Source organism: Rhizobium hidalgonense (assembly GCF_005862185.2).
In the GTDB taxonomy this organism is placed as follows: Bacteria; Pseudomonadota; Alphaproteobacteria; order Rhizobiales; family Rhizobiaceae; genus Rhizobium; species Rhizobium hidalgonense.
In genome coordinates this window covers 4,243,229-4,267,943 of the sequence record NZ_CP054027.1, presented here as the reverse complement: position 1 = coordinate 4,267,943, position 24,715 = coordinate 4,243,229, and the positions used below count along the sequence as shown (strand labels likewise).

Genomic DNA, 24,715 nt, shown 5'->3' with positions numbered 1-24,715 from the left:
GGATGTTCCATCCCGAAGGAATGATAGATGCCGATATCATATCAGCATAACGCCCAAATATTTTCTCTCCAGCGGACCGCCGTCGTCTGCCGCGCTCCGATCAGCGTTCCTTGAAAGCCCGGGACATGCTGTCGGTGATCGGTTTGCTGATATATTCGAAGAAGGTGCGTTCCGACGTCTGGATCAGCACTTCGGCCGGCATGCCGGGAACGGGATGGAAATTATGCACCCGCGCAATTTCGGAATCCGGTATTTGGACGCGGACGATATAGACGTCCTTGACCGAAACCCCCGAACTTTCCTCGATCGAGTCGGCCGAAACGTAGAAGACCCTGCCCTGCAGGACCGGCGTCGTCCGCCGATTAAGCGCCGTCAGCCGGATCGATGCCGTTTCTCCCTCACGCAACTGGTCGATCGAGGTGCGCAGCACCTGCGCTTCGAGGATCAGTGGCACATGCGCCGGCAGGATTTCCATGATCGGCTTGCCTGTGGTGATGACGCCCCCGGCGGTATGAAAATAGGAGCGTACCACGGTGCCGCTCACCGGTGAGCGGATGGTGGTGCGTTCGAGCACGCCGGCCGCCTCGCGCATTTGTTGGCGCACGCTGTCCAGATCGGATTCGGCGGTCTCGAGCGCATCGAGCGCCGCCTGCTTATTGGAGTTGACGGCGATGATGGCTTCCTGGCGGAATTTGGCAACCTCTGCCTCGCTCTCATTGAGTTCGCCGTTCAGGCGAGAAATGTCGCCCATCGCATCGGCGATCGCCCGCTCGATCGCCAGCAGATCGGTTTTGCGCATATAGCCGACCTTGACCAGCCGGGCCTTGGAATCGCGTTCCTCGGTCAGCAGCGACAATTGCCTTTCAAAGGATTCTCGCTGGCCTTTATAGCCGGCGAAACGGTATTCCAGCGACTTGATGTTCTTCTCGATCAGATTGAGCTGCTCTTCGAGTTTGATCTGCTTGCTGTGGAAGACGACGTTCTGGCTCTGGATGATCGCGTTGATGTCTGGGTCACCTGCCTCTTTCGTCACGATGTCGGGAACGTGGAATTCGCGTAGGCCCTGCGCTTCGGCCCTGAGCCTTGCGACGACGGCTTCCAGGCGCAGGCGGCGAAGCTGCAGCATCCGTTCGTTCGAGCGGGATGCAGTGGGGTCGAGGGTCAGCAGGACATCGCCTTCCTTCACCGTGTCGCCTTCGCTGACGCGCATTTCCCTGATAATGCCGCCTTCCAGATGTTGGACGATCTTGTTGTTGCCCGTTGCAACGAAGCTTGCCTGGGCGATGACGGCGGAGGCAAGCGGTGCGGTCGCTGCCCAAAAACCGAAGCCTCCGAACGAGGTGAAGAGAACCGTCAGGCCGACGATGCTGTGCATCCGGATCGAGCGCGGCACGTCGCTATACCATTCGAGCTGCGCCGGAGCGGATGTCTCCTGATTTTTCCGTCCCATGTCGTTCACCCTTCGATGCGTGGTGCTTGTTGAGCACTATTGCCGTTGCTCTTGGAAAGCGCCTGCAGCACCTCGATCCTTTCTCCGAACATGGCGACAGTGCCGTCCTTGAGGACGAGGATCTTGTCGACGCATTGGAGGAGAGCCGGGCGCTGGGTGATGGTCACGGTGGTGATGCCCTGCTTCTTGGCGTGGATCAGCGCCTTGGCCAGCGCCGCCTCGCCCTGGGTATCGAGGTTCGAATTCGGCTCGTCGAGGACCACGAATTTGGGATTGCCGAAAAAGGCGCGGGCAAGCGCGATGCGTTGCTTCTGGCCGCCCGAAAGCGGAGCACCGTCGGCCGCGACGATGGTTTCGTAGCCCTGCGGGAAGCCCGCGATGAGTTCGTGCACGTCGGCCAGCACCGCGGCCTCGTAGATCTGGCGATCCTCGACGTCGTCGCGCATGCGGCAGATATTGGCCTTGATCGTGCCTGGAAAGAGCTGCACGTCCTGCGGCAGATAGCCGATGCTTTCGCCGAATTGGCGCTGGTCCCAATTGCGCAGATCCATCAGGTCGAGGCGCACATTTCCCGATGTGGGCACGATCGAGCCGACGAGCATCTTGCCGAGCGTCGTCTTGCCGGAGCCGGAATTGCCGATTATCGCCAGCGATTCTCCCTTCTTGAGCGAGAAGGAGATGCCGTTGAGAACGACCTTCTTCTGCGGCGGCGGGACGAAGAGAATGCGTTCGACATCAAGCCGGCCCTCGGGGTTGGGAAGGCGCAGGCGCGGGAAGTTCAACGGCGAGTTCAACAGCAGGCTCTTGATCCGGGAATAGGCGGCTGCCGACCGGTTGAACTGGTGCCAGCCTTCGATGGCGCCTTCGATCGGCGCCAGCGCCCGTCCCGAGATGATCGATGACGCGATCACCATGCCGCCGGTCAGCTCGCCGGAGAGCGAAAGATGCGCGCCCCAGCCGAGCAGAGTGACCTGAGTGATCATGCGGCAGGCTTTCGATATGCCGGAAAAGATGATGTTGCGGTCCTGCGCCTCGACCTGCGATTTTAGCGAACCCGCCGTCTCGCGGCCCCACATCTTCACCGCCTCGGGGATCATCGCCATTGCGTTGATGATCTGCGAATTGCGCGACATGGAATCGAGGTGGAAATTCGCCCGGCTGAGATAGCCGTTGGATTCGGCAAACTGTCGGGCGGTGAATTTCTGGTTGAGATAGGCGATGACGAAAAGCACCGCGCAGCAGGTCATGATGATGATGCCGAGATGCGGATGCACGAAATAGACGACGACGACGAAGAACGGCATCAGCGGCGCATCGAGAAACGCGATCAGCGTGCCTGACGTCAGGAAGCCGCGTAAGAGCTGCAGGTCCTGCAGCGTCTGATAGTCCTTGCCGCTGCCATGCAGCGAAGCCCGCGCCGCTGCGCTGAGGATCGGCGCGCCGAGCTGCACTTCGAGTTCCACCGCGGTGCGCATCAGGATGAAGCGCCGCACCGAATCCATGAAGGCCTGCAGCAGCACCGCGCCGAGCACGACGATCGACAGCATGACGAGCGTGTCGATCGAGCGGCTGGTCAGCACCCGGTCGGATATCTGGAAGAGATAGAGCGGGATCGCCAACAGCAGCACGTTGATGGCAATCGTGAACATCATGACGACCACCATGTTGCGTCGTACGGCCGCCATCCCGCGCGAGAGGCTGGCGGCGAAATTCACAGGCTCGCTGCGCTTGTGAAATCCGCCGCCGCTTCCGCCGCCCCCACCGCCCCCGCCGCCACGGGGATCGGAATCCTTGCCGTTTCCGCCGCCGCCGGTGCGCAGCCGCCGGTCGGTCTCGCTGATCGGGCCACTATCGCCTTCGATGGTCTTGCCGAAGGGTACCGTCGGGCTCGATTTGAGCTCGGTCGTCTCCTTCGGTAATTCGGGCACCGCCCGCGCTTCGGTCTGCGGCTGGGCCGCTGCGACCGGTTTTGCTTCTACCGCCGATGCAGGAGCCGCCGTTTCTGCCTTCAAGACGTTCGGCGAAGCTTCCGGCATCGCTGTCATTTGCGCGAGGGCCTGCACTGTGCCTGCGCGCGCCATCTCGGCAGCTGCAGCTTCGGTCGTCCCGCGGCGATCGGCAGAAGGCGATGCAGACGGAGCCGCGCCGCCGCTGAGCCGGCGAAGGTTCTCGACTGCCTCGTCGATCGCGGAGAGGCGCAGATCGGCCGTCTTTACTTCCGAATGAGCGGCGGCGGGAATATTGCCCGACTTGAGATCGAGGGCGCTGCCGGCTGCAAAGATCTGTTTGGATATCTGGTTCATCGTGATTCCTCCGGTCACGCGACCATGGCTTGCATGACGTCGGGATGCCCCGACGACCATGAAAGGTCATGCCCGGCATTGATGATGCCATCAGCGGAATCGCCGCCCGCGAGATCGTCGTCATCGAGGAAGGCGATGATTTCGTTGGCAAGTCTGTCGCCGGCCGCTTGCGGTTGTGTCGTATCGTGCTCCACCAGCCCGCCCTGAATGAGGATGGCGTCCGAATAGAGCTGGCCTGCCAGATAGGTCGTCGCGCCGAAACTGTCGTAGTCGACGATCTCGGCGATGTTGATGAGCGCATTGCTGCCAGTGTCGATCGTCACCGCTGCATTGGGATTGTTCTCGAGGAGCGTCGATGCCGCGAGGGTCACATCATCGGAATCACCGAGGATGCTCACCTGTTTAATAACAGTCATGTCGTAGAGATTGCCGGTGATGTAGAGCACGTTGAGACCGGCATATCCCTGGAAGTTCGCATCGAAGGACAGCCCTTCCGGCATATTGGGATCGCGGTCTTCGATCCCTTTCTGCGCTTCGACCATATAATCCGGCATCGCCTCGAACGAGATGCCCGTCCCGACATTGTGAATCGAGGCGAAATTCCAGATCAGGTTGTTGCCGGTCTCGATGTCGGCGCCGGGATCGGCGCCGTCCTCCGCCCGCACCCGGTCATTGTCGTAGAGCAGCGAGATCTGCGTGATGCTGTTGATGTCGAGCACATTGCCGCCGATGATCACCAGATCATACTGCATGCCCATGCCGAAAAAGGAGGAGAAGTTGATGGAGGTGTTGCCGCCTGTCAGAATCGTGGTTTCGGATCCCGAGGTGATAACCGTCATCGTGTCGTTGTCGCTGACGAAGTGATACTGCTCGACCCATTGTACGAAGGAAACGTCGCCGTCGATGACACTGACGCGCCAACTGGTGGGAAACGTCGGATCGGCCGCGTCAGGCTCGGCGTGGCTCGATGCTTCGAAGGTGCTTTGCTGGAAGACGGCGATATTTTTGGCGACTGTCCCGGCTTCCTCGGCCGAATAGCCGGAGGAGCGCAGCGCCGAGGCGATCTCGTCATTGTCGCTGTAGACAAAGGATTGGGAAACCGCGTCGACCTGGTGGTAATCGCCCATGACGGCGGTGACCGAGGCGATGACGCCGGTATTGATCACCGAGGCGACGTTGACGACGAAGTTCGCACCGGCGGTCACATCAAGGCTGTTGCCGCTCGGGTCGGTCTGCTCGACGGATGAACTGCTGTCGTCGGGCTCTTCCGGGATCTTGGCGAGACCGCGGTCGGGCAGCAAGTCATGGAGCGCGGGGATATCGGCCTCGACCTTGCCGTTGATGTAGACGGCGCCGTTGACCTCGGGATCGATGCGGATGAAATCATGCGAAGCGTCGGCGCCAGGCGACGTTTCTTCGCTGTCCCCGCTGTTTTCGCTGTCCTCGGTATTCTTGGCATTCCGGATATAGTTTTCGAGATCCTGGGCGATCTTCAGCGCGCCGTCATAGCTATCGGTTCGGTGGAGATCCGCAAAAGGCGTGAAGATCTCGGCCTTGGTGCTGAACTCCGCCAGTCGCTCGATGACGAAGCTCGTGTCCCGGGGAGCATGGATGCCGTCCGTCATGTCGAGATAGTCGTCGTCGTCAAGCACGTTGACCTGGAGGACATGACTGATTGCCGAGCCAGGCCCGGCAAAGACACCCAGTTCAGGCTCATCCGACAGCACGATATCCGTAGCTTCGCCGAAATGCGGTAGCGGGATATCCCTTGCGGCAATCGCCGCCAGCTTCTCCACGCTCTCTTCGAAGATGCGGCCCAAATGACGCGCCGGACCGCTGTCGATCTCGTAACTGCCGCTTTTGTAGGTGATCCCGGGATCGTAGTCCTTGAGCTGCAGATTGGAGGCGAAACCCGCGCTAGAGGCGTCCTGATCGGGCAGAACCGGTCGATCTTCGCCGGGCCCTGCGCCTTCGGTATATTTGGCGCGCGCCCTCATCTCTTCGGTGGTCATCTCGAAGAGACCGATGAAGTGCGCAATGATGTCCGAAATCTTCTCGATATGCATGGTTCGGCCTCCCATTCGAAATGACGATCGGCCTTGAAATCGGCCCCTCCGGGAGCCGTGGTGTGGTCGTCAGATCGTTTTCAAACAGTCAAACTGCACCAGCGCCAGCCGATGCAGTTCGTCTTGGTCGTTGGAGGTCAGTGTCAGGTGCCGGTATCCTCGCCGACGTCGGAGGCATGAGAATTGCCGCCGATGACGCTGGAGTCGACGGTATTGCTGAGCAGGTTCGCGCCCTGAACGAGCTCGAGGTGGAAGCCGGAATTGGCAAGGATCGCCGAAGCATCGGCTGTGCTCGAGCCGCTGGCATCGTCGCCGGCCTTGAGATCCCAGCCCCGGCCGTCCATCTCCATGCCTTCTGCGCTGTCGGCGGTGCCGGCATTGGCATTCAGGTAGTTCTGAGCGCCTTCGTTCTCCATCTTGATGTTCCAGGCGCTATCCTGGTCGGCTAGATGGTTCGCCTGAACGGCGCTGAAGCCGCTGTCGTTGCCCGCACCGCTCAGCGAATTGTTCAGAATGCTGTCGACGTCGAGTGTGAAGGAGAAATCGTCGCCGAGATTGAAGGTGAGGTCGCCGCCGGCAATGCCGAGATTGTCGAAGTCCTTGACGTCTTCGAGCACGGCGAAGTCGGTGTCCGTCTTGTTGAAGCTGTCAGCCGTGTTGTTGCTGTCGGAGACCGTCTTGGTGTCCGTATCGGTAACGGTCTTGATATCGGTGTCGGTGACGGTCTTCGTATCGGTGTCGGTGATCGTCTTGGTGTCGTTGTCGCTGTACGACTTGCTGTCATAGCTCCAGTCGTAATCGTTTCTGGTGTCGGTGATCGTCGTGGTCTTGGTGCTCGTGTCGTCGTCGGACTTGTAGCTCCAGTCGTAGTCGTTGTCGCGATTGTCGCCGTTGTTGGCGGAGAGTTCGGCCGTGATGTCGACGTCGACGCTGTTGTCGGTATTGCCACGATTGTCGCCATTGGCGACGCCGCCGACATAACCGGTCGAGCCGTCGTCGACTTCAGTTGAATTGATGGCGCTGTTGGCAAAGCCGTCGGCCAGTGCGCCGACCTTCGTGATATCGTCGCCCGAAGATTTCGGGTCGTGCTTGTAATCATCAGACATTCCGCGGAAACTCCAGAAAAAAACCGGAGCAGCTTTTCGAAATCCCTCTCATCTCAAATGGGATTTTGCTCGCGCTCGCTCCGATGCGGTTAACATCGGCAGATGTATTCGGTACCAGTCATCTGCGGTTACGTCGCGACTTGTTGGATCAAATCGTTAGTATTGGGAGCGCACGTACTCAGTACAAGGCCGCACATATCCAGCTCATCATCCTGGACGGGATAAGGAGTATTCAGGCGTTGTTTTTGTTGAGTTGCCATGAGTGGAGGCCGTGTATCAAAAACGCACGCCGATACCTGGCTTTTCCATGTCGCCACTTGGCCGACGATCAGAGATTGCTGTAAAAAATGTGGATCCGATAGATGCTAATTCGGGCTAAGGCGGACTGGCCCCGTTTGGGTAGCCCTATCGCTGGAGGGGCGAGACGCCTTGCCTGGGGCGTCGGTGAGCGCAAACAATCCAGAATTTCCAGCATTCGCGGCTAGGTTGAGGGGAGCCTTCCGTCGCTCGCCTGTCTCAAATCAGGCATTTCGCGCAGGCCGAAAATATAACAATCTGTACTTAAATATTACATTTGACTCTTATCTATAGTGAGAGCAAATATAACCTTGAAGTATCCATCCTGCCTAAAATGCAACCAACGCTTTGTAACATATCGCTTTTTGCCCCCGAAAACTAATCACTTTGGGCCATTTCCTTCCTTCTCAATCCGTATTAACATTATTAAGAAATGTCTAAAAAATAAAAGCGGGACATCCGGGGCCGACATTTCATACTATCCAATACCCGCTATCGCTCCACGTTTGAGTAAAGTGTAACGCAAGGGGAGGCGTATATGTTCATGGCAGGCTCAGGAATTGAGAATACCGACCAAGGTACCAAGTTGGGTTCGTCAGGAAATACTATACTGGTAGTGGCCAAACCGGATCTGTTTTCGGAATGCATGGTGGAAGCACTGGCCAAGAAATTTCCGAATTGTGATGTAGCAAGCATAACGAGCACAAAGCCAATGCTGGAAAAAGATACCAGCGATATAAAACTCGTTTTATTCTATCATATACCTGCGCCCGAGCTTCATGAGGCGCTGCAGGCTGCCCGCGAAAACCACCCCGAGACCTCTGTCGGGCTTGTCGTCGAAGCGATCGACATGCTCGAACCCTATGTCAGCCGCCTGGTGGAGGCAAGGATCATCGATGGTGTCCTGCCGCTCAACCTGCGGCTCGATGTCTTCATGGCCGCAGTGGATCTGCTGATGAAGGGCGGCGAGCATTTTCCGTCAGCCCTTCTCAATCGTCTCACCAACAAGAACACCCAGCTGGAGCCTTCGCTCTATCAGACAAAATCGGTCGATGCGGCGCGCACCAATGCGCTGAAGCTGAGACGCGACAGCATCTCCTCTTTGACCACGCGCGAGGTTCAGATCCTGGATCTCATATGCAAGGGCACGCAAAACAAGATCATCGCCGACAAGCTGCATCTGTCCGAAAACACCGTGAAGGTTCACGTCCGCAACATCTACAAGAAGATGAACGTCCGAAACCGCACGGAAGCTGCATCCCGTTTCTTCAACGAGCATCCCGCCGGCGAAGACGACATGTCCGGCCGGTGGCGCAACTGATCCGGCGCGCCGCGCGTCTATTCAGATGCGCAAACAACGCCGTAGCGGTTGATTGCTCCGTCAGATGGGCGGACGTGCAAAGCAGCGCGACTTCTGGCCGAAGCCGCTCGGAGAACAGATATAAGGCGCTGAGCCGTGATAGGCGACGCGAACCGTTGGCGCAGCCGGGCGTTCGGGCCGATTTGCCGGATAGGCAAAGGCTTTCGAGACACGCGGCGCCTCGACCACGACGACGTTCTTTTTCGCGACCAGGGCTAAGTCGTCGTTAACGACGGTACAGGCCGTCGTTCCGATCGCAAGAAACGTCGCCCCCCCGGCAAGCATCGCAAAATGAAATCGACGCCAGCCCTTCGGCCGCGCTCCAGCTTGTTTTTTCAACATGGCCAAAACCCCTCGCATATGGCGCTCCCGGATGCAAGGCCGGTCGCCCCCAGTCCAGCGCGGCCGATCTTCCCCATTACTTCTAGACCAGCTTCATTGAGTGAAGCTTGACCAATATCCGGATACTCGTTCTAAGGGAAAAATAGATAGAAAATGATTAATCATTTGTTATTTTAAAGAATAATTGCGTAGTCATTTTGGATGGTTGCAATTTTTAAAGTTGACCTTGGCTGTTATCATCTTATCATTTAAATATTAATTCTCTTATCCAAAGAATAACTCAAAAGTTATTCGTGTTGTAATGGTCGGAAGACGAATATCAGCAAGGATAAGAAAGGCATGCAGTGCATCAATAAATTAAAAGACTAAAACATGGGAAGGGGTTTGTAATGCGTAGTTTCGTTCCCAGCGAAGGCTATTCTGAAGTATCGGGCAAACCGGTGCCCCAGGGGTTACGCACCGTCCTGGTAAACGGTGGGGCCGGGTTCCTCGGCTCGCATCTCTGCGAAAGGCTTCTACAGCGCGGCGACAGAGTCATCTGCCTCGATAATTTTTCGACCGGCCGGCGCGTCAATGTCGATCACCTTGCATCGAACGCCCGTTTTCACCTCGTCGAGCACGATGTTCGCCAGCCCTTCGATATCGAAGCCTCGCTCATCTTCAACTTCGCCTCGCCCGCCTCTCCGCCCGACTATCAGCGGGATCCTGTGGGAACGCTGCTTACCAACGTGCTTGGCGCCGTCAATACCTTGGATTGCGCCTGCAAGACCGCTGCGGTCGTCGTTCAGTCGTCGACATCGGAAGTCTATGGCGACCCGAACCAGAGCCCGCAGCCCGAATCCTATTGCGGCAATGTCAATCCGATCGGACCGCGCGCCTGTTACGACGAAGGCAAGCGCAGCGCCGAAACCTTGTTCTTCGACTATCACCGGACTTACGGCGTCGACATCAAGGTCGGCCGCATCTTCAACACCTATGGGCCGCGCATGCGTCTGGATGACGGCCGGGTGGTCTCCAATTTCATCGTGCAGGCCTTGCGCAATGCAGATCTGACGATCTATGGCGACGGTCATCAGACCCGCTCCTTCTGCTATGTCGACGATCTCGTCGAGGGCTTCCTGCGTTTCTCGGCCGCCGGCAGTGCCTGCCACGGCCCGATCAACCTCGGCAATCCGGCCGAGATCACCGTTCGCCGCCTGGCGGAGATCGTTCGCGACCTCACCAATTCGCGCTCACGCATCGTTCATCTGCCGGCGGTTATCGATGATCCCCGCCAGCGACGGCCGGATATCTCCAGGGCCATGGCCGAACTGGGCTGGCAACCCCGCATCGGCCTTGAAGCCGGTCTGGCGCGCACCGTCGGTTATTTCGACAGCTTGCTTGCCGGCGCCGAGAAGGCGGAGGCCGTATGAGATGCCCCGCTACATTTTGGTTACCGGCGGCGCCGGTTTCATAGGCAGTCATATCTGCAAAACGCTGGCGCGCGCCGGCATGGTCCCGGTCACCTACGACAATCTCTCGACGGGGCATGCCGACAGCGTCCGCTGGGGACCGCTCATCCGGGCGGACCTCGCCGATGCAGCCACACTGCGCCGGACCCTCGCAGAGTTTTCGCCCGATTGCGTCATCCATTGCGGCGCCAATGCCTATGTCGGCGAATCCGTCGAGATGCCCAGGAAATATTACCGCAACAACGTCGTCGGCAGCCTGACGCTGCTCGAGGCCTGCCTCGACCAGGAGATCGACCGGATCGTCTTCTCGAGCAGCTGCGCCACTTACGGCGTCCCCGCCTCGTTGCCGATACGCGAGGAAACGCCACAGCACCCGGTCAATCCGTACGGCCGCACCAAGCTGATCTTCGAGATGGCGCTCGAGGATTTTGCCGCCGCCTATGGCATCCGCTTCGCCGCGCTACGTTATTTCAACGCGGCCGGCGCCGATCCGGACGGCGAGCTTGCCGAACGCCACCAGCCGGAAACCCATCTTATCCCCCGCGCCCTTCTCGCTGCCGCCGGCAGGCTGGAGCGGCTCGATATCTTCGGCACCGATTATCCCACCGAAGACGGAACCTGCGTGCGTGATTATATTCACGTCAGCGATCTCGCGCAGGCGCATCTTGCCGCCGTCAATCATCTGATCGCCGACGGCGGCTCGCTCAGCGTCAATCTCGGCTCCGGCCGCGGCACCTCGGTGCGCGAGATCCTCGAAGCCATCTATCGCGTGACCGGGCGTGAAGTCCCCGTCCGCTATCGCCCCCGCCGGGCCGGCGATCCGCCGATCCTCTTTGCCGACACGGCAAAAGCGAGGGCGGAACTCTGTTTTGTGCCCGCTCTCTCGGATATCGATACGATCATCCGCACCGCCGGTCCCACTTTCGGGCTGGAGGTGAAGGCATGAGCATTGGTTCGCAAATCGGTCAGCGTGCCAGGACGGCGAAAGCCGCCTCCGCGGAGGCATTCGATCCTGTCTTCGCCGGCTGGAACCGCGTCGTTTACGGCTTCGGCATACTCTGCTGGCTGGCGACACTCGGCAATTTCTGGATCTGGTGGTGCCAGTCGGCGCACATCATTTCCGGGACCGCCTTCGTGCTCATTACCCTCGTGCTGGGCTGGATCACCCTTGTGCCGGCCTATTTCATCCTGATTTTCCTCGACGCTCGGACCGTCAGCCCTCATGTGCGGCTGCCGGAAGGGCGGGTGGCGATGGTGGTCACCAAGGCGCCGTCCGAGCCATTTGCCGTTGTCCGCGCCACGCTGCAGGCGATGCTCGACCAGATCGGCGTCGATTTCGATGTCTGGCTGGCCGACGAAGATCCTTCGCAGGAGACCCGGCGCTGGTGCGCGGAGCACGGCGTGCTGATCTCCACCCGAAAGGGGGTGGCGGATTACCATCGCGCGACCTGGCCGCGCCGGACGCGCTGCAAGGAAGGCAATCTTGCCTATTTCTACGACCATTTCGGCTATGCGCGTTACGATTTCGTCGCCCAGTTCGATGCCGATCACGTGCCGACGCCGACATATCTCCGCGAGGTCCTGCGTCCCTTCGCTGACCCTGGTATCGGTTATGTCTCCGCGCCCAGCATCTGTGATGCGAATGCCGCGACGAGCTGGGCGGCGCGCGGCAGGCTCTATGCCGAGGCCAGCCTGCACGGTTCGCTGCAGACGGGTTACAACAATGGCTGGGCGCCGCTTTGCATCGGCTCGCATTATGCGGTTCGCACATCGGCGCTTCGCGAGATCGGCGGCCTCGGTCCGGAACTCGCCGAAGACCATTCGACGACACTGATGATGAATGCCGGCGGCTGGCGTGGCGTGCATGCCGTCGATGCGATCGCCCATGGCGACGGCCCGGCGAATTTTGCCGATCTCGTCGTCCAGGAATTCCAATGGTCGCGCAGCCTCGTCACTATTCTGCTGCAGCATTCCAGCCGTTACATCGCGCATCTGCCGTGGCGGCTGAAATTTCAATTCGTATTCTCGCAGCTGTGGTATCCGCTGTTTTCCGCCTTCATGGCGGTGATGTTCCTGCTGCCGGTCGCCGCCTTGCTGACGGGCCATGTCTTTATCAACGTCACCTATCCGGATTTCCTGCTGCATTTCTCGCCGATATCGATCGTGCTGACACTGTTTGCCCTCTTCTGGCGGGCAACGGGAACTTTCAGGCCGCATAATGCGAAACTGTTCGGCTGGGAGGGGCTGGCCTTCATCTTCCTGCGCTGGCCGTGGTCGCTCGCCGGAACCCTGGCAGCCTTGCGCGATCATATCTCCGGCTCCTTCGTCGATTTCCGGATCACGCCGAAAGGAAGGCAGCAGCAGCAGTCTCTGCCGCTGCGCGTGGTCGCGCCCTATATCGCGCTCGCCGGGCTTTGCGCCGTCGCCATGGCGCTGGCCAGCGAGGCCGCTGCCGCCCAGGGCTTTTATATTTTCACCGCGATGAACCTCTCGATCTATCTGTCGGTGACGGTGCTGATCGTCGTTCGCCATGCAATCGAGAACGGTCTGCCGATGCTGCCGCAATCGCACGGGCTGCGGCTCGCGACCGCCATGGGGCTAGCGATCTGGGTTACCGGCGGCATGCAGCTCGGCAGCCATGGTCTCCGCAGCCTCGAAGCGCTTTCCCATGGCCAGCCATTCGTCAGCTTCACCGAAACGCAATTCGCCGTGGCCGGCGCCGGCCTCGGCGGCGGCAAGACCAAGATTACGAAATTCCGTCTCAAATGGAATGGGTTCGGCAACATGGGACGGGACCAACAGGGTGTCTGAGCCGGCGCAACCGGCAAGTGTCGAACAGGAGGATGTAATGCGTATCGGACCGAAACTTTATGGAGCGGCGCTTGCTCTCAGCCTGTGTCTGCCAATGGCGGCACATGGCGCGGAGGCAGCCGGCAAGAAAGCGCCGGCGCCGACGCCGCTGAGCGCCTATGAGCTCTATCGCCTCTACGGCGACAAGACCTGGATCTGGAACACCGGCGGCGGCCGTTTCTCGGATGACGGCCGGCGCTTCGTCGCCTGGGTGAACGACAAGGGCAAGCAGTCTTTCGCCGAAGGCAGATGGGTGGTCGACGATCTCGGCCAGCTCTGCATGCGTGCCACCTGGACCAATGCCGAGGGCGCGGCCCGCGCCAGCACCTGTTTCGGCCACCGCAAGATCGGCAGCACGATCTATCAGCGGCGCCAGCCGGACGGCAAATGGTACGTCTTCCGCCATGGATCGGGACGCGAGGATGACGAGGTCAGCAAGCTCGTTCCCATGGATACGGTCAGTGCCAAGGCGCATGACCTGAAACAGATCCTGCTCGGTCAGGAAGTAACCCGAAAAGGAGGGTGAGCCATGAAGAAGCTGGTGAAAAACAAACTCTCGACCGCTGCGATGGCGCTGCTTTTCTTATGCGTCGCGGATCTGCCGGGCCGCAGCGAAGTGCAATATGCCGGCATTGCCCCGAACCCGGCGGCGGGCGTGCGGTCGATCATCGATAAACGCCCGGTCCTTCATGCCGACGGCATCAAGTTCGGCGCCTACGATCCGCATGGCGATTTCGGCGCGCAGGCGAATGTCTCGACCGAAGCCCTGTTTCTGCCCTGGGAGGACGTCGACCTCGAAACCCTGCGTGTTGCCGACGCCTATGCGCTGGCCCGAGGCCGCAACCTGTTGATCTCAGTGGAACCCTGGTCCTGGGACGTCGACTGGCGACTGACCGCCGCCCAGCTTCGCGCAAAGGTTCTGCGCGGCGACTACGATGTCAACATGCGTGCGATCGCACAGATGATATCGCAGCTGAAAAGCCCGGTGATCGTCCGCTGGGGACAGGAGATGGAGGACAAATCGGGGCGGTTTTCCTGGTCCGGCTGGAACCCGCAGGATTATATCACCGCCTATAAGCGGATGATGGACATCATCCGTCAGGAGGCGCCCGGCGCCGAACTCATGTGGTCCCCGAAGGGAGAACCGGGCTTGCAGAACTACTATCCCGGCGACGATTATGTCGACCTAGTCGGGCTCTCAGTCTTCGGCCTACAGCGCTACGACGAACTTGCCTACAATGGGCACCGGACATTCTCGGAAGCATTGAAGCAGGGCTATGATCTCGTCGCCGGCTACGGGAAGCCCATCTGGGTGGCGGAGCTCGGTTATGAAGGCGGCGACGCCTATATCAGGCCGTGGATCGAAACTGCGACGCTGAAACAGGGCGCCTTCCCCAATCTGCAGGAGGTGGTTTATTTCAACGACCGGGATGTGCACGCCTGGCCCTTCGATCTCGGCCGGCCGGACTGGCGCGTGGCCCGGAACCTGGGCAACTGACAGCCTGAAAACGAGAAAGGCCCGCCGGGGTTTGCGGGCCTCTCCTCTCCTGTCAGGCGATCGATCATCCCTTGATCGTCGCCTTACCCTCTTCGATGAGCCGGGTCGCCGCATCAGCGGGCGAAATCCGTTCGAAGGCGAGTTCGTCGCAGATCGGGCGCAGCACGCGTTGGTCGAACTGGGTCGCGCCCATCGGCACCGGCGGCGGATACTCGCCGACCTGATCCTTGAGAAGGTTGACGTATTTGACCGTTTCCTGCTCCGTCGGGTTGAGCTGCGGCAGGATGGCCGCGCGCACCGTCGGCGACATCGGCACGCCGCGCTCGACGCCGAGGATTTTGCCGGCCTCGATATCGTTGACGAAAAAGTCGATGAATTTCGCGGCCGCTTCGCCGTTCTTCGTCGTGGCGCCGAGACTCCAGATCAGCGCCGGACGGTAGTAGTGGCCCGACGGCCCGCCTTTCTTTTCGCGCGGCAGCATGGTGATGCCGAGCTTGTTCTTGATGATCAGCTGATAGCCGATCATCTGGTTGGAATAGGCCATGCCGATCACCGATTTGCCGAGACCGAGGCAATTGGTGTCGATGGTGTTCTGATCGAGCGTCTGCACGTCGGCGGCAACGGTGCCGCCGGCCTTGCGCAGCTTCTCCCAATAGTCGAACCATTCGGTGGCGTCGTCGGCCGTGAAGCCAAGCCCGACGCTTTCCTTTGCAAAAAGGCTCTTGCCGCGCTGGCGCAGCCAGGCGTCGAACACATAGGCGTAGCGGGCCGCATAGGGGCCGCCGCTCTTGCCGGAAGATTTTGTGAGTTCCACGGCGAGCTTGGCGTACTCCTCCCAGGTTAGGTCGGGTGTCGGCAGCGGGATGCCGGCCATTTCGAATTCGACCGTGTCGAAAAACATCGAGAAGGAGTTGAGGCCGAGGCCGACACCATAGAGTTTGCCGTCGATGGTGGTCAGCTTCAGCATGTCGGGGCCGAAGGACTGGACCTTCAGTGCCGAGGGGACGAATTCGTCGAGCGGAAGGCAGGCGCCACGCTTGGAATAGTCGGAGATCGTTCCCGGTTCGAGTTGGAAGACGTCGGCGATCGAGCGGCCGGCCATCTGGGTTGCGAGCTTCGTCCAGTAGCCGTCGCCGGACAGCGATTCACCGACGATCGTGACGCCGGGTGTCTTCGATTGATAGAGTTTGGCGACGTCGAGTGTACGCTTGGCGCGGTCGTTCGACCCCCACCACATGGCACGCAGCGAGGCGTCCTCGGCAAAAGCCGGAATAGCGCTTCCCGCGCCAAGGGCAAGGCCGGCGGCTGCTCCGGCTGATCCCATCAGAAATGAACGGCGGTTGACCTGCATAATATCCTCCTTGTCCCAATATGCCTGCTGCCATCCTCCAACGGCGTTTGCGAGCATTTCGTCACAAAGAGTACGCAAAAAAAAATTTATTGCAAGAAATAATGATTATCTTGCAAATTTGCATAAATTGCATAAACTTTACATATGAACGAACAAAAAAGCAGACGGCCGCGCCAGGCCGATATCGCCACATTGGCCGGCGTCTCCGTTTCCACGGTGTCGCGCGTGCTCGCCAACGAACCCGGCATCAGCGAAACCGTGCGCCGCCAGATCTTGAAGGTGGCTGCCGAGCACGGCTATCCCGTCAAGGCTGCGACTGAAGCCGTTGCTGGCGGGCTGGCGCTGATCGCCAGCGACGGCGTCACCGGCGGCCTCAGTGTCTTCTACGAAGCGATCGTCGAGGGACTGCGCGCCGGCGCTGCCGAAGCGGGCATGCCCTTTGAAATCCGTATGGTTCGCGAGGATCGCACTACGCCGGATGCTGTGCGCGACTATATGCAGGCCGCGGGCGCCGAAGGGCTCTTTCTTGTCGGCCTTGATCCGAACGAGATGCTGCGCGGTTGGCTGCGCGACACCCTGACGCCGGCGGTTCTCGTCAATGGTACCGATCCCATGATGCAGTTCGATGGCGTTTCGCCGGCCAATTTCTTCGGTGCTTATCAGGCCACCAACCGGCTGATGCAGGCTGGCCATCGTCGAATTCTGCATATGAGCGGTTCCCATCGCCAGACGATCCGGGAGCGCATCCGTGGTTTCGAGGCGGCGATTGCTGCCGTTCCCGGCGCCGAGGGCCGTTTCGTCTCGATGACGCTGAAGGGCAGCGCCAGCGGCGAGGCCCACGAACGCACGGCCGCGATCCTTGCCGAGAATGCCGGTTTTACCGCCGCCTTCTGCATGAATGATTTCATCGCGGTCGGTGTGCTCGAGGCGGTCACCGAGGCCGGTCTGCGTGTGCCGGAGGATTTTGCGATCGTCGGCTTCGATGATCTGCCCTGTGCGCTGATGACCAATCCGCAGCTTTCCACCATGCGTGTCGACCGCGCCGCCCTCGGGCGCGAGGCCGTTTCGCTGATGCTGTCCCGTTTCCGCAACAGGACGGCGCCGGCGCGCCACATCTGCCAGGCCGTCGTTCCCGTTCCGGGAGGGACCGTTCCGAATGCTGAAACCCGTGAGTGATGCCGATGACCTATGATCCCGCCAGCGCCAACCCGCTTGCAGGCAATCCGCTGGAAACCCGTGCGGATATGAGCCGTGCCCTGCTTGATCTCTTCGATCCGCTGCTTGCCTGTTTCTCAAAAGGCAATGCCCGCGTCAGGCTGAGCGGCGCCGCCGCCCATTTCGACCGGGCGGCGGCCGATCTCGAGGGCTTTGCCCGCCCGCTCTGGGGCTTGGCGCCGCTTGGCGCCGGCAAGGGCGACTTCGCCCATTGGCATCGCTTCGCCGAGGGCCTTGCAAACGGCACCGATCCCGCCCATCCGGAATATTGGGGTACGGTCAACGGTCGCGATCAGCGCATGGTCGAGCTTGCCGCTGTCGGTTTTGCGCTGGCGCTCGTGCCGGAAAAGATCTGGGAACCGCTTGATACGCGCGCCCGCAGCAATGTCGTCGCCTATCTCAAACATGCCAGGCAATTCGACTATGCCGACAACAACTGGAAATTCTTCCGCATCTTCGTCGACATCGGGCTCGACCGTCTCGGCGCCGATTTCGATCGCAGCCTGACCCGGCAATATCTGCAGGAGCTCGAAGGCTTCTATATCGGCGACGGCTGGTATCGCGATGGAAACGTCCGCCGCATCGACCACTACATTCCCTTCGCCATGCATTTCTATGGCCTGATCTATTCCAAGCTCGTCGACGACGACTACGCCAAACGCTACCGCGAGCGCGCGGTCCTCTTTGCCCAGGATTTCCGCCACTGGTTTGCCGCTGACGGCGCGACCATCCCCTTCGGCCGCAGCCTGACCTATCGTTTCGCCTGCGCCGGCTTCTGGTCGGCGCTTGCCTTTGCCGATCTCGAGGCTTTGCCCTGGGGCGAGGTCAAGCATCTCTGCCTGCAGCACCTGCGCTGGTGGAAGGACAAGCCGATTGCCGATCGCGACGGCGTGCTGTCGATCGGTTTCGGCTATCCGAACCTGCTGATGTCGGAAAGTTACAATTCCGCCGGCTCGCCCTACTGGGCGCTCAAGGCCTTCCTGCCGCTGGCAGTCGCCGAGGATCATCCGTTCTGGACCGCTGAGGAAAAGGCGCCGGAACCGGCGCCCTCTGTCATCCCCCAGCGTCATCCCGGCATGGTGATCATGCGGGCGGGCGGCGATGTCGTGGCGCTGTCATCAGGCCAGGAAAACCTGCAGATGCGTTTCGGCACCGAAAAATATGCGAAATTCGCTTATTCCACCCGCTACGGTTTCAGCGTCGAATCCGACGAACGCGGTTTTGCGCTGGCCGCCTTCGATTCGATGCTGGCCTTCAGCGATGACGGCCTGCACTACCGCGTGCGCGAAACGAATGAGGAAGCCCGGCTCGCGGGCGACGTGCTTCATGCGAGATGGTCGCCCTTCCCCGATGTCGACGTCGAAACTTGGCTCGTGCCCGCTGCCCCCTGGCATATCCGCCTCCACCGGATCACGTCGGGCCGGCCGCTGCGGATTGCCGAAGGCGGCTTTGCTATCGGCCGCCGCGACTTCGAGCAGGATAGGCTGTCGGCCTCGGAGGGGGCAGCCTATGCGATTGGCGAAGGTGATTTTACCGGGATTCTCGATCTCGGCTCTTCGGTCAAACGCGTCGGACTGACCCAGAAGGCACAGCCCAACACCAATGTGATCGTCGCCAAGACTATCGTGCCGCAGCTGCGCGGTCGGATTCCGGTTGGCGAGACGATTCTGGTGACGGCGGTGCTGGCGCTGGATGATCCGGCTGCCGCCTCGTCTGCCTGGACGCGTCCGCCGAAAGCGCCTGATATTGCGGCGCTGCAGGCCTTGGTGCGGGAAAAGGGCGTCACCGTCAGCGCCATCGAAGCGCCGGGACAGATGCCATGAGCCGTCCGGCCATCGTGCTTGCCATGGAGCCGTCGCGTACCGAGCATGTTCTGCCCGATGAGATCCTGGGCCGCCTCGACACGATCGGCCGCCTGCTGGATCCCGAGCCGCTGCAGCGGTTGGACGATGCGCGCGCAAGACGCCTGCTTTCAGAAGCGGAAATCCTGATCACCGGCTGGGGTGCGCCCTATGTCGGACCGGAGATTCCCGCTGCCGCGCCGCGGCTGCGCCTCGTCGTCCATGCGGCGGGCACGGTCAAGGGCATCATCGACGATGCCATTTTCGCAGCGGGGATAGCGGTCAGCCATTCGGCCGAGGCCAATGCCGTGCCGGTTGCCGAATTCACGCTCGCTGCGATCCTCTTCGCCGGCAAACGCGCCTTCCGTTTCCGCGATCTCTACGTCGGCGACCGCAACCGCGATCGGACCTATCCGATGCAGCGGGAAGCGATCGGCAACTATGGACGAACCCTCGGCATCGTCGGCGCCTCGCGCATCGGCAGGCGGGTAATCGAACTCTTGAAACCCTTCGACTACAGGCTGCTGCTGTTCGATCCCATGCTCGATGCCACTGATGCCGCCGGACTCGGAGCGGAAAAGGTCGATCTCGACGAGTTGATGCGGCGAGCCGATATCGTTTCACTGCATGCGCCATCGCTGCCGTCGACACAGCATATGATCGATGCGCGAAGACTATCGCTGATGAAGGACGGGGCGACGCTGATCAACACCGCGCGCGGCATCCTCATCGATGAGGCAGCCCTGCTTTCGGAGCTGAAGACCGGCCGCTTCGACGCGATCATCGACGTGACCGAGCCGGAGATCCCCGAGCCGGACTCTCCGTTTTACGATCTCCCGAATGTCTTTCTGACCCCGCATATCGCCGGCGCGATCGGGCTGGAACGGGCGCGTCTCGGTGCGATGGCGGCCGATGAAGTCGAGCGTTTTGCGGCCGGTCGGCCGCTGCTCTACCAGATCCGCCGGGAGAATCTTGAAAACATTGCCTGACGCGTGCCGCGTCGAGCTGCCGTTTGTCAGCGTGGTGTTCTCAACGAATTGGGCGAACCGTCATTGGCAAGTTCGGGCATCAGATCGGCGATGTCGACGACCTTGCCGGTGCGCGAACTCGTCAGCGCGGCAATGCCGCAAAGCACGGACATGGCGCCCGCCCGCGTGCCGGCGCGCTGGCCAAGCCGGTCTTCCATATCGGGTTTGAAGATCATGTTGCGCATCCGATCGTCGCCGCCGTAATGGCCGCCGGTGAAATGCGGAACGGTGATGCGTTCGACAGCTTCCTTGCCGTTCGGGAAATTGCGGATCAGCAGGATCGTGTCCTGTTTCGGCTCTTCCCAGGGCTGCGCCTCATATTGGCGAAGCTCGATGCGTCCCTTGGTGCCGTTGAAAGCAAGGTGATGGCCTTCGATCGGCTGGAAGGTATTCAGCGAATAGGAGACATGGACATTGTTGCGGTAGCGGAGACTGACCACCATCGTATCGGGAATGTCGATATCCTCGCGGAAGACGCAGCCGTCGCGGAAATAGCCGTCAATCTTCGAAGGGTCTTCGTAGAGCTGATCGAGGAAGGGATCTTTTTCCAGATCGAGATAATAGTCGCATTCCTGCGCATGCGGACAGAGCTTGCAACGCGGCCCGCGGAACGGGCCCTTGCGGCCGTAGTTCTGCAGGTCGGCGAAGGAGGTGACGGCCTCGGGATCGCTGTCGAGATACCAGTTCAGCAGATCGAAATGGTGGGTGGCCTTGTGGACGAACAGGCTGCCCGAATTTTCGGTATAGGCATGCCAGCGGCGGAAATAGTCGGCGCCGTGCTTGGTGTTGAGATACCAGTGAAAATCGACCGAGGTGACCCGGCCGATCTCGCCGGCATTCAGCAATTCCTTGATCTTCGCCGCCGTCGGCGCGTAGCGATAGTTGAAGGAGACGTCGACCCGGCGGCCGGTTCGCTTTTCGGCGTCGAGAATCCGGCGAATTTTCTCGATCGAGGTGGTCATCGGCTTTTCAGTGATGACATCGATGCCGGACTCCAAGGCCCGCACGATGATATCGTCATGCGTATGGTCGGGCGTGCAGACGATGGCGAGATCCGGCTTCTGCTCGGCAAGCATGGAATCGATATTTTCGTAGAGCGGCGCGTTGCTGCCGATCATGTTGCGGGCGCGCTCGCCGCGCAGCGAATTCTTCTCGACGATGGCGGTGAGGTCGACATGTTCGCGCCAGCCGGAAAGCAGATCCTTGCCCCACATGGTGGTGCCGCGGTTTCCGGTGCCGATCAGGGCAAAACGGCGTTTCTCCATCGAAAGATCCTCCTGCATGCGAGATGAAAAAATATTGAAAATCAGATCTGGCAGCAGCTCCGGAAGCGCTCGACGCAGGTGGCGATCACCTCGTCGGCCGGGCGTTTCCACCAGTTTTCGGCCGAAAAGATCTCCACTTCCTGTGCGCCGAAGAAACCGGCAGCCTCGATCATTCGTCTTATGCGTTTGAGGTCGATGACGCCATCGCCCATCATGCCGCGGTCGAGCAGAATGTCCCTGGTCGGCGCCAGCCAGTCGCAGATGTGATGGGCGAAGATGCGGTTCATCCGGCCGGCGCGGGCGATCTGGTTGGCAAGATCGGGGTCCCACCAGACATGATAGACATCGATCGCCACGCCGACATCCTCGCCGAGCGGCTCGCACATGTCGAGCGCCTGGCCGAGCGTGTTCACGCAGGCCCGGTCGGCGGCATACATCGGATGCAGCGGCTCGATAGCAAGCTTCACGCCGGCAGCCTGCGCATGCGGCAGCACGGCGGCAATGCCGTCGAACACCATCTGGCGCGCGGCGACGATATCCTTCGAAGCGCCCGGCAGGCCGCCGACGACGAGCACCAAGCAATCGGCGGAAAACGCCGCCGCCTCGTCGATAGCACGCCGGTTGTCGTCGAGGTTCTTCTGCCAGTCTGCATCGTTTGCCGCCGGAAAGAAGCCGCCGCGGCAAAGACCGGTCAGCTTGATGCCGTTCGATTTGACGATCCGCACCGCCTCGTCGAGGCCGACCTTCGCGACCTGGTCGCGCCAGGGCGCGATCGAGGTGATGCCATGCTTCAGGCAGATATCGACGGCTTCGGCAAAGCCGCATTGTTCGCGGATCGTCGCCAGATTGATCGAAAGTCCTTCGACCTGCATGTCATTCTCCTCCCAAGCCGAGTCGACGCTTAGTGAACGCCGTGGACGGCAAGCACCTGTTTCATCCGCGCTGTTGCGAGTTCCGGATCGGCCAGAACCCGCGCCTTGTCGGCCAGCCGGAAGAGCTCTGCCAGATGCGTCAGCGAGCGGGTGCTCTGCTGGCCGCCGACCATGGTGAAATGGTCCTGCAGGCCGTTGAGATAAGCGAGGAAGACGACGCCGGTCTTGTAGAAGCGGGTCGGCGCTCTGAAGATGTGCCGCGACAGCGGCACGGTCGGCTCGAGCAGATCGAAGAATTCATGGTTGCTCTTGCGGCCGAGCGCGTCGAGGGCCGCCGAAGCTGCCGGCGCGATGGCATCGAAGATGCCGAGCAGCGCGTCGGAATGGCCCTGCTCGTCGCCCGCAATCAGTTCGGCATAGTTGAAGTCGTCGCCGGTATACATGCGCACGGATTTCGGCAGTTTCCGGCGCATGGTCACTTCCTTCTCCTTGGAGAGAAGCGAGATCTTGATGCCGTCGACCTTGCCGGCATTGGCTTCGATCACCTCAAGGCAGGTTTCCATGGCCTTCAGATGGTCGCCATTGCCCCAATATCCCTCGAGCGCCGGGTCGAACATTTCGCCGAGCCAGTGGATGATGACGGGTTCCTTGACCTGACGGAGGATGCGGTCATAGACCCTGACATAGTCGTCAGGTCCTTTGGCAGCGACGGCAAGCGCCCGGCTCGCCATCAGAATGATGCGGCCGCCGGCCGCCTCCACCGTTTCGATCTGCTCTTCATAGGCCCTGAGGATGGTGTCGATCGTCACATCGGGTCCGGGCGTCAGATGGTCGGTGCCGGCGCCGCAGGCGATCAGCGCATCCTTGCGGCTGGACGCCTCAGTGAGCGCCCGGCGGATCAGGTCGCGAGCTTCCGGCCAGCCGAGGCCCATGCCGCGCTGCGCCGTATCCATGGCTTCGGCAACGCCGAGGCCAAGATCCCAGAGCCGGTGGCGGAAGGCGAGCGTCCGCTCCCAGTCGATCGCCGGCGTCAGCCAGGGATCGTTATCGGCGAGCGGATCGGCAACCACATGCGCGGCGGCAAAGGCGATACGCGGGAAGCTTTTAGCCTCGCGCTTCTTCAGCTCGATCGGCGTGCCGGTCAGCATGTAGGGAACGATCTTGCCGTCGAGGGGGAGATTGATCGTCGTCACGGCTAGAACTCCAATGCGGGAACGTCGAGCCAGCGGCGTTCGGCCCAGGATTTCAGGCCGAGTTCGGCAAGCTGCACGCCCTTGGCGCCGGCTTCCAGGCCATAGGGCCACGGCGCATCTTCGACGACATGGCGGATGAACATTTCCCACTGCGCCTTGAAGCCGTTGTCGAAGGCCTGCGTATCGGGAACCTCGTCCCAGGTCTTGTAGAAGTCGATCGTCTGCGGTTGGTCGGGGTTCCAGACCGGCTTCGGCGTATTGACGCGGTGCTGGCTCCAGCATTTCGTCAGGCCGGCGACGGCCGAGCCATGGGTGCCGTCGACCTGGAAAGTGACGAGGTCGTCGCGGCGGACACGAACGGCCCAGGAGGAATTGATCTGCGCGATCGCGCCGCCTTCGAGCTCGAAAGTCGCATAGGCCGCATCGTCAGTGTCGCAATCATAAGGCTTGCCCTGCTCGTCGATGCGCCGCGGAATATGCGTGGCGCCAAGGCAGGAGACGGCCTTCACCTCGCCGAACAGGTTGTCGAGCACATAGCGCCAGTGGCAGAGCATATCGAGGATGATACCGCCGCCGTCGCCCTTGCGGTAATTCCAGGAGGGGCGCTGGGCCGGCACGCCCCAATCGCCCTCGAAAACCCAGTAGCCGAATTCGCCGCGCACCGAGAGGATCTTGCCGAAGAAGCCGGAATCCCTGAGCAGCGCCAGCTTGCGCAGGCCGGGAAGGAAGAGCTTGTCCTGCACGACCCCGTGCTTAAGGCCGGAGCGGCGCGCCTTGCGGGCAAGGTCGAGTGCCACCTGCAGGTCGTCGGAGATCGGCTTTTCGCAATAGACATGTTTGCCGGCATCGAGCGCCTTGGACAGAAGCTCGGCCCGCATCAGCGTCGTGCCGGCATCGAAGAAGATCGTGTCGTCGGGATTGGCGAGAGCGGCGTCGAGATCGGTCGACCAGCGTTTGATGCCATGCTTCTTCGCCAGCTCTTCCATCTTGGCGCCGTTGCGGCCGACGATGATCGGATCGATCTCGAGTTTTTCGCCCGATTTCAGCGTGATGCCGCCCTGGTCGCGGAAGGCGAGGATCGAACGCACCAGGTGCTGATTGTAACCCATGCGTCCGGTAACGCCGTGCAAGATGATCCCCAAGCGTGCCATATTTTCCTCCCTGGAATCTTTTGCGGCGGGGGAGCGGGCATCTGGCCCGGCCCTCCCAAGCCGGTAACTAAACGGT

General features: G+C 60.7%; 19 protein-coding genes. 9 read left to right on the top strand and 10 right to left on the bottom strand.

The features are described 5' to 3' along the window. Positions 1-100 precede the first annotated feature (100 nt). From FFM81_RS20790 to FFM81_RS20775, 4 genes are all read right to left on the bottom strand, one after another. On the bottom strand, positions 101-1,450 hold the full coding sequence (locus FFM81_RS20790; RefSeq protein ID WP_003571331.1) for an HlyD family type I secretion periplasmic adaptor subunit: 1,350 nt from the start codon (positions 1,448-1,450) through the stop codon (positions 101-103). Between the two features lie 5 nt (positions 1,451-1,455). Next, the gene (locus FFM81_RS20785; RefSeq protein WP_138386086.1) at positions 1,456-3,753 is read right to left on the bottom strand and encodes a type I secretion system permease/ATPase; all 2,298 of its coding nucleotides are present in this window, start codon (positions 3,751-3,753) and stop codon (positions 1,456-1,458) included. Positions 3,754-3,767: 14 nt separating this feature from the next. Then, on the bottom strand, positions 3,768-5,819 hold the full coding sequence (locus FFM81_RS20780; RefSeq protein ID WP_138386087.1) for a hypothetical protein: 2,052 nt from the start codon (positions 5,817-5,819) through the stop codon (positions 3,768-3,770). 143 nt (positions 5,820-5,962) lie between these two features. Next, complete coding sequence (locus tag FFM81_RS20775; RefSeq protein WP_025417434.1) at positions 5,963-6,925, bottom strand: hypothetical protein; 963 nt, start codon at positions 6,923-6,925, stop codon at positions 5,963-5,965. 835 nt (positions 6,926-7,760) lie between these two features. Here FFM81_RS20775 and FFM81_RS20770 point away from each other — a divergent pair. Continuing rightward, positions 7,761-8,543 carry a helix-turn-helix transcriptional regulator gene (locus tag FFM81_RS20770; protein ID WP_003571323.1) on the top strand — a complete coding sequence of 261 codons (783 nt, stop codon included), beginning with the start codon at positions 7,761-7,763 and terminating at the stop codon, positions 8,541-8,543. Positions 8,544-8,603: 60 nt separating this feature from the next. Here the strand turns inward: FFM81_RS20770 and FFM81_RS20765 are convergent, their stop codons facing one another. Then, the gene (locus FFM81_RS20765) at positions 8,604-8,924 is read right to left on the bottom strand and encodes a hypothetical protein (RefSeq protein WP_025417435.1); all 321 of its coding nucleotides are present in this window, start codon (positions 8,922-8,924) and stop codon (positions 8,604-8,606) included. Positions 8,925-9,313: 389 nt separating this feature from the next. On the opposite strand from FFM81_RS20765, the gene FFM81_RS20760 reads away from it, so the two are divergent. Genes FFM81_RS20760 through FFM81_RS20740 form a run of 5 tightly spaced genes read left to right on the top strand, consistent with a single transcriptional unit; the run spans position 9,314 to position 14,723 of the window. Continuing rightward, the gene (locus FFM81_RS20760) at positions 9,314-10,336 is read left to right on the top strand and encodes a UDP-glucuronic acid decarboxylase family protein (RefSeq protein WP_003571320.1); all 1,023 of its coding nucleotides are present in this window, start codon (positions 9,314-9,316) and stop codon (positions 10,334-10,336) included. A gap of 1 nt (position 10,337) precedes the next feature. After that, positions 10,338-11,321: a UDP-glucose 4-epimerase GalE gene (gene galE / locus FFM81_RS20755; RefSeq protein WP_025417436.1), complete on the top strand. Its 984-nt coding sequence runs from the start codon at positions 10,338-10,340 to the stop codon at positions 11,319-11,321. Beyond that, complete coding sequence (locus FFM81_RS20750; protein ID WP_138386088.1) at positions 11,318-13,186, top strand: glycosyltransferase family 2 protein; 1,869 nt, start codon at positions 11,318-11,320, stop codon at positions 13,184-13,186. The genes galE and FFM81_RS20750 overlap by 4 nt, the downstream gene beginning before the upstream one ends. A 37-nt stretch (positions 13,187-13,223) precedes the next feature. Further along, positions 13,224-13,751 carry a DUF995 domain-containing protein gene (locus FFM81_RS20745; RefSeq protein WP_003571314.1) on the top strand — a complete coding sequence of 176 codons (528 nt, stop codon included), beginning with the start codon at positions 13,224-13,226 and terminating at the stop codon, positions 13,749-13,751. A gap of 3 nt (positions 13,752-13,754) precedes the next feature. Then, entirely contained in the window at positions 13,755-14,723 is a 969-nt protein-coding gene (locus tag FFM81_RS20740) for a glycoside hydrolase family 26 protein (protein ID WP_003571312.1), read from the top strand. A gap of 64 nt (positions 14,724-14,787) precedes the next feature. On the opposite strand, the gene FFM81_RS20735 is transcribed toward FFM81_RS20740, so the two are convergent. Continuing rightward, entirely contained in the window at positions 14,788-16,074 is a 1,287-nt protein-coding gene (locus FFM81_RS20735) for an ABC transporter substrate-binding protein (RefSeq protein ID WP_138386089.1), read from the bottom strand. A 144-nt stretch (positions 16,075-16,218) separates the two neighbouring features. Here FFM81_RS20735 and FFM81_RS20730 point away from each other — a divergent pair, with 144 nt between their 5' ends. Genes FFM81_RS20730 through FFM81_RS20720 form a run of 3 tightly spaced genes read left to right on the top strand, consistent with a single transcriptional unit; the run spans position 16,219 to position 20,119 of the window. Then, positions 16,219-17,250 carry a LacI family DNA-binding transcriptional regulator gene (locus FFM81_RS20730; RefSeq protein ID WP_097535329.1) on the top strand — a complete coding sequence of 344 codons (1,032 nt, stop codon included), beginning with the start codon at positions 16,219-16,221 and terminating at the stop codon, positions 17,248-17,250. 5 nt (positions 17,251-17,255) lie between these two features. Then, the gene (locus tag FFM81_RS20725) at positions 17,256-19,112 is read left to right on the top strand and encodes a DUF2264 domain-containing protein (RefSeq protein WP_138386090.1); all 1,857 of its coding nucleotides are present in this window, start codon (positions 17,256-17,258) and stop codon (positions 19,110-19,112) included. Next, positions 19,109-20,119 (top strand): hydroxyacid dehydrogenase, encoded by a 1,011-nt coding sequence (locus FFM81_RS20720; protein ID WP_173883806.1) that lies wholly within the window; start codon positions 19,109-19,111, stop codon positions 20,117-20,119. The genes FFM81_RS20725 and FFM81_RS20720 overlap by 4 nt, the downstream gene beginning before the upstream one ends. Before the next feature lie 26 nt (positions 20,120-20,145). On the opposite strand, the gene FFM81_RS20715 is transcribed toward FFM81_RS20720, so the two are convergent. The 4 genes from FFM81_RS20715 to FFM81_RS20700 are packed head-to-tail and all read right to left on the bottom strand — an operon-like array spanning position 20,146 to position 24,639. Then, on the bottom strand, positions 20,146-21,423 hold the full coding sequence (locus FFM81_RS20715) for a Gfo/Idh/MocA family protein (RefSeq protein ID WP_097535325.1): 1,278 nt from the start codon (positions 21,421-21,423) through the stop codon (positions 20,146-20,148). Between the two features lie 41 nt (positions 21,424-21,464). Continuing rightward, on the bottom strand, positions 21,465-22,295 hold the full coding sequence (locus tag FFM81_RS20710; RefSeq protein WP_138386092.1) for a sugar phosphate isomerase/epimerase family protein: 831 nt from the start codon (positions 22,293-22,295) through the stop codon (positions 21,465-21,467). Positions 22,296-22,324: 29 nt separating this feature from the next. Continuing rightward, on the bottom strand, positions 22,325-23,488 hold the full coding sequence (locus FFM81_RS20705; protein ID WP_003571304.1) for a dihydrodipicolinate synthase family protein: 1,164 nt from the start codon (positions 23,486-23,488) through the stop codon (positions 22,325-22,327). A 2-nt stretch (positions 23,489-23,490) separates the two neighbouring features. Next, a complete protein-coding gene (locus FFM81_RS20700) occupies positions 23,491-24,639 on the bottom strand; it encodes a Gfo/Idh/MocA family protein (protein WP_003571303.1) in 1,149 nt (382 codons plus the stop codon). Positions 24,640-24,715 lie beyond the last annotated feature (76 nt).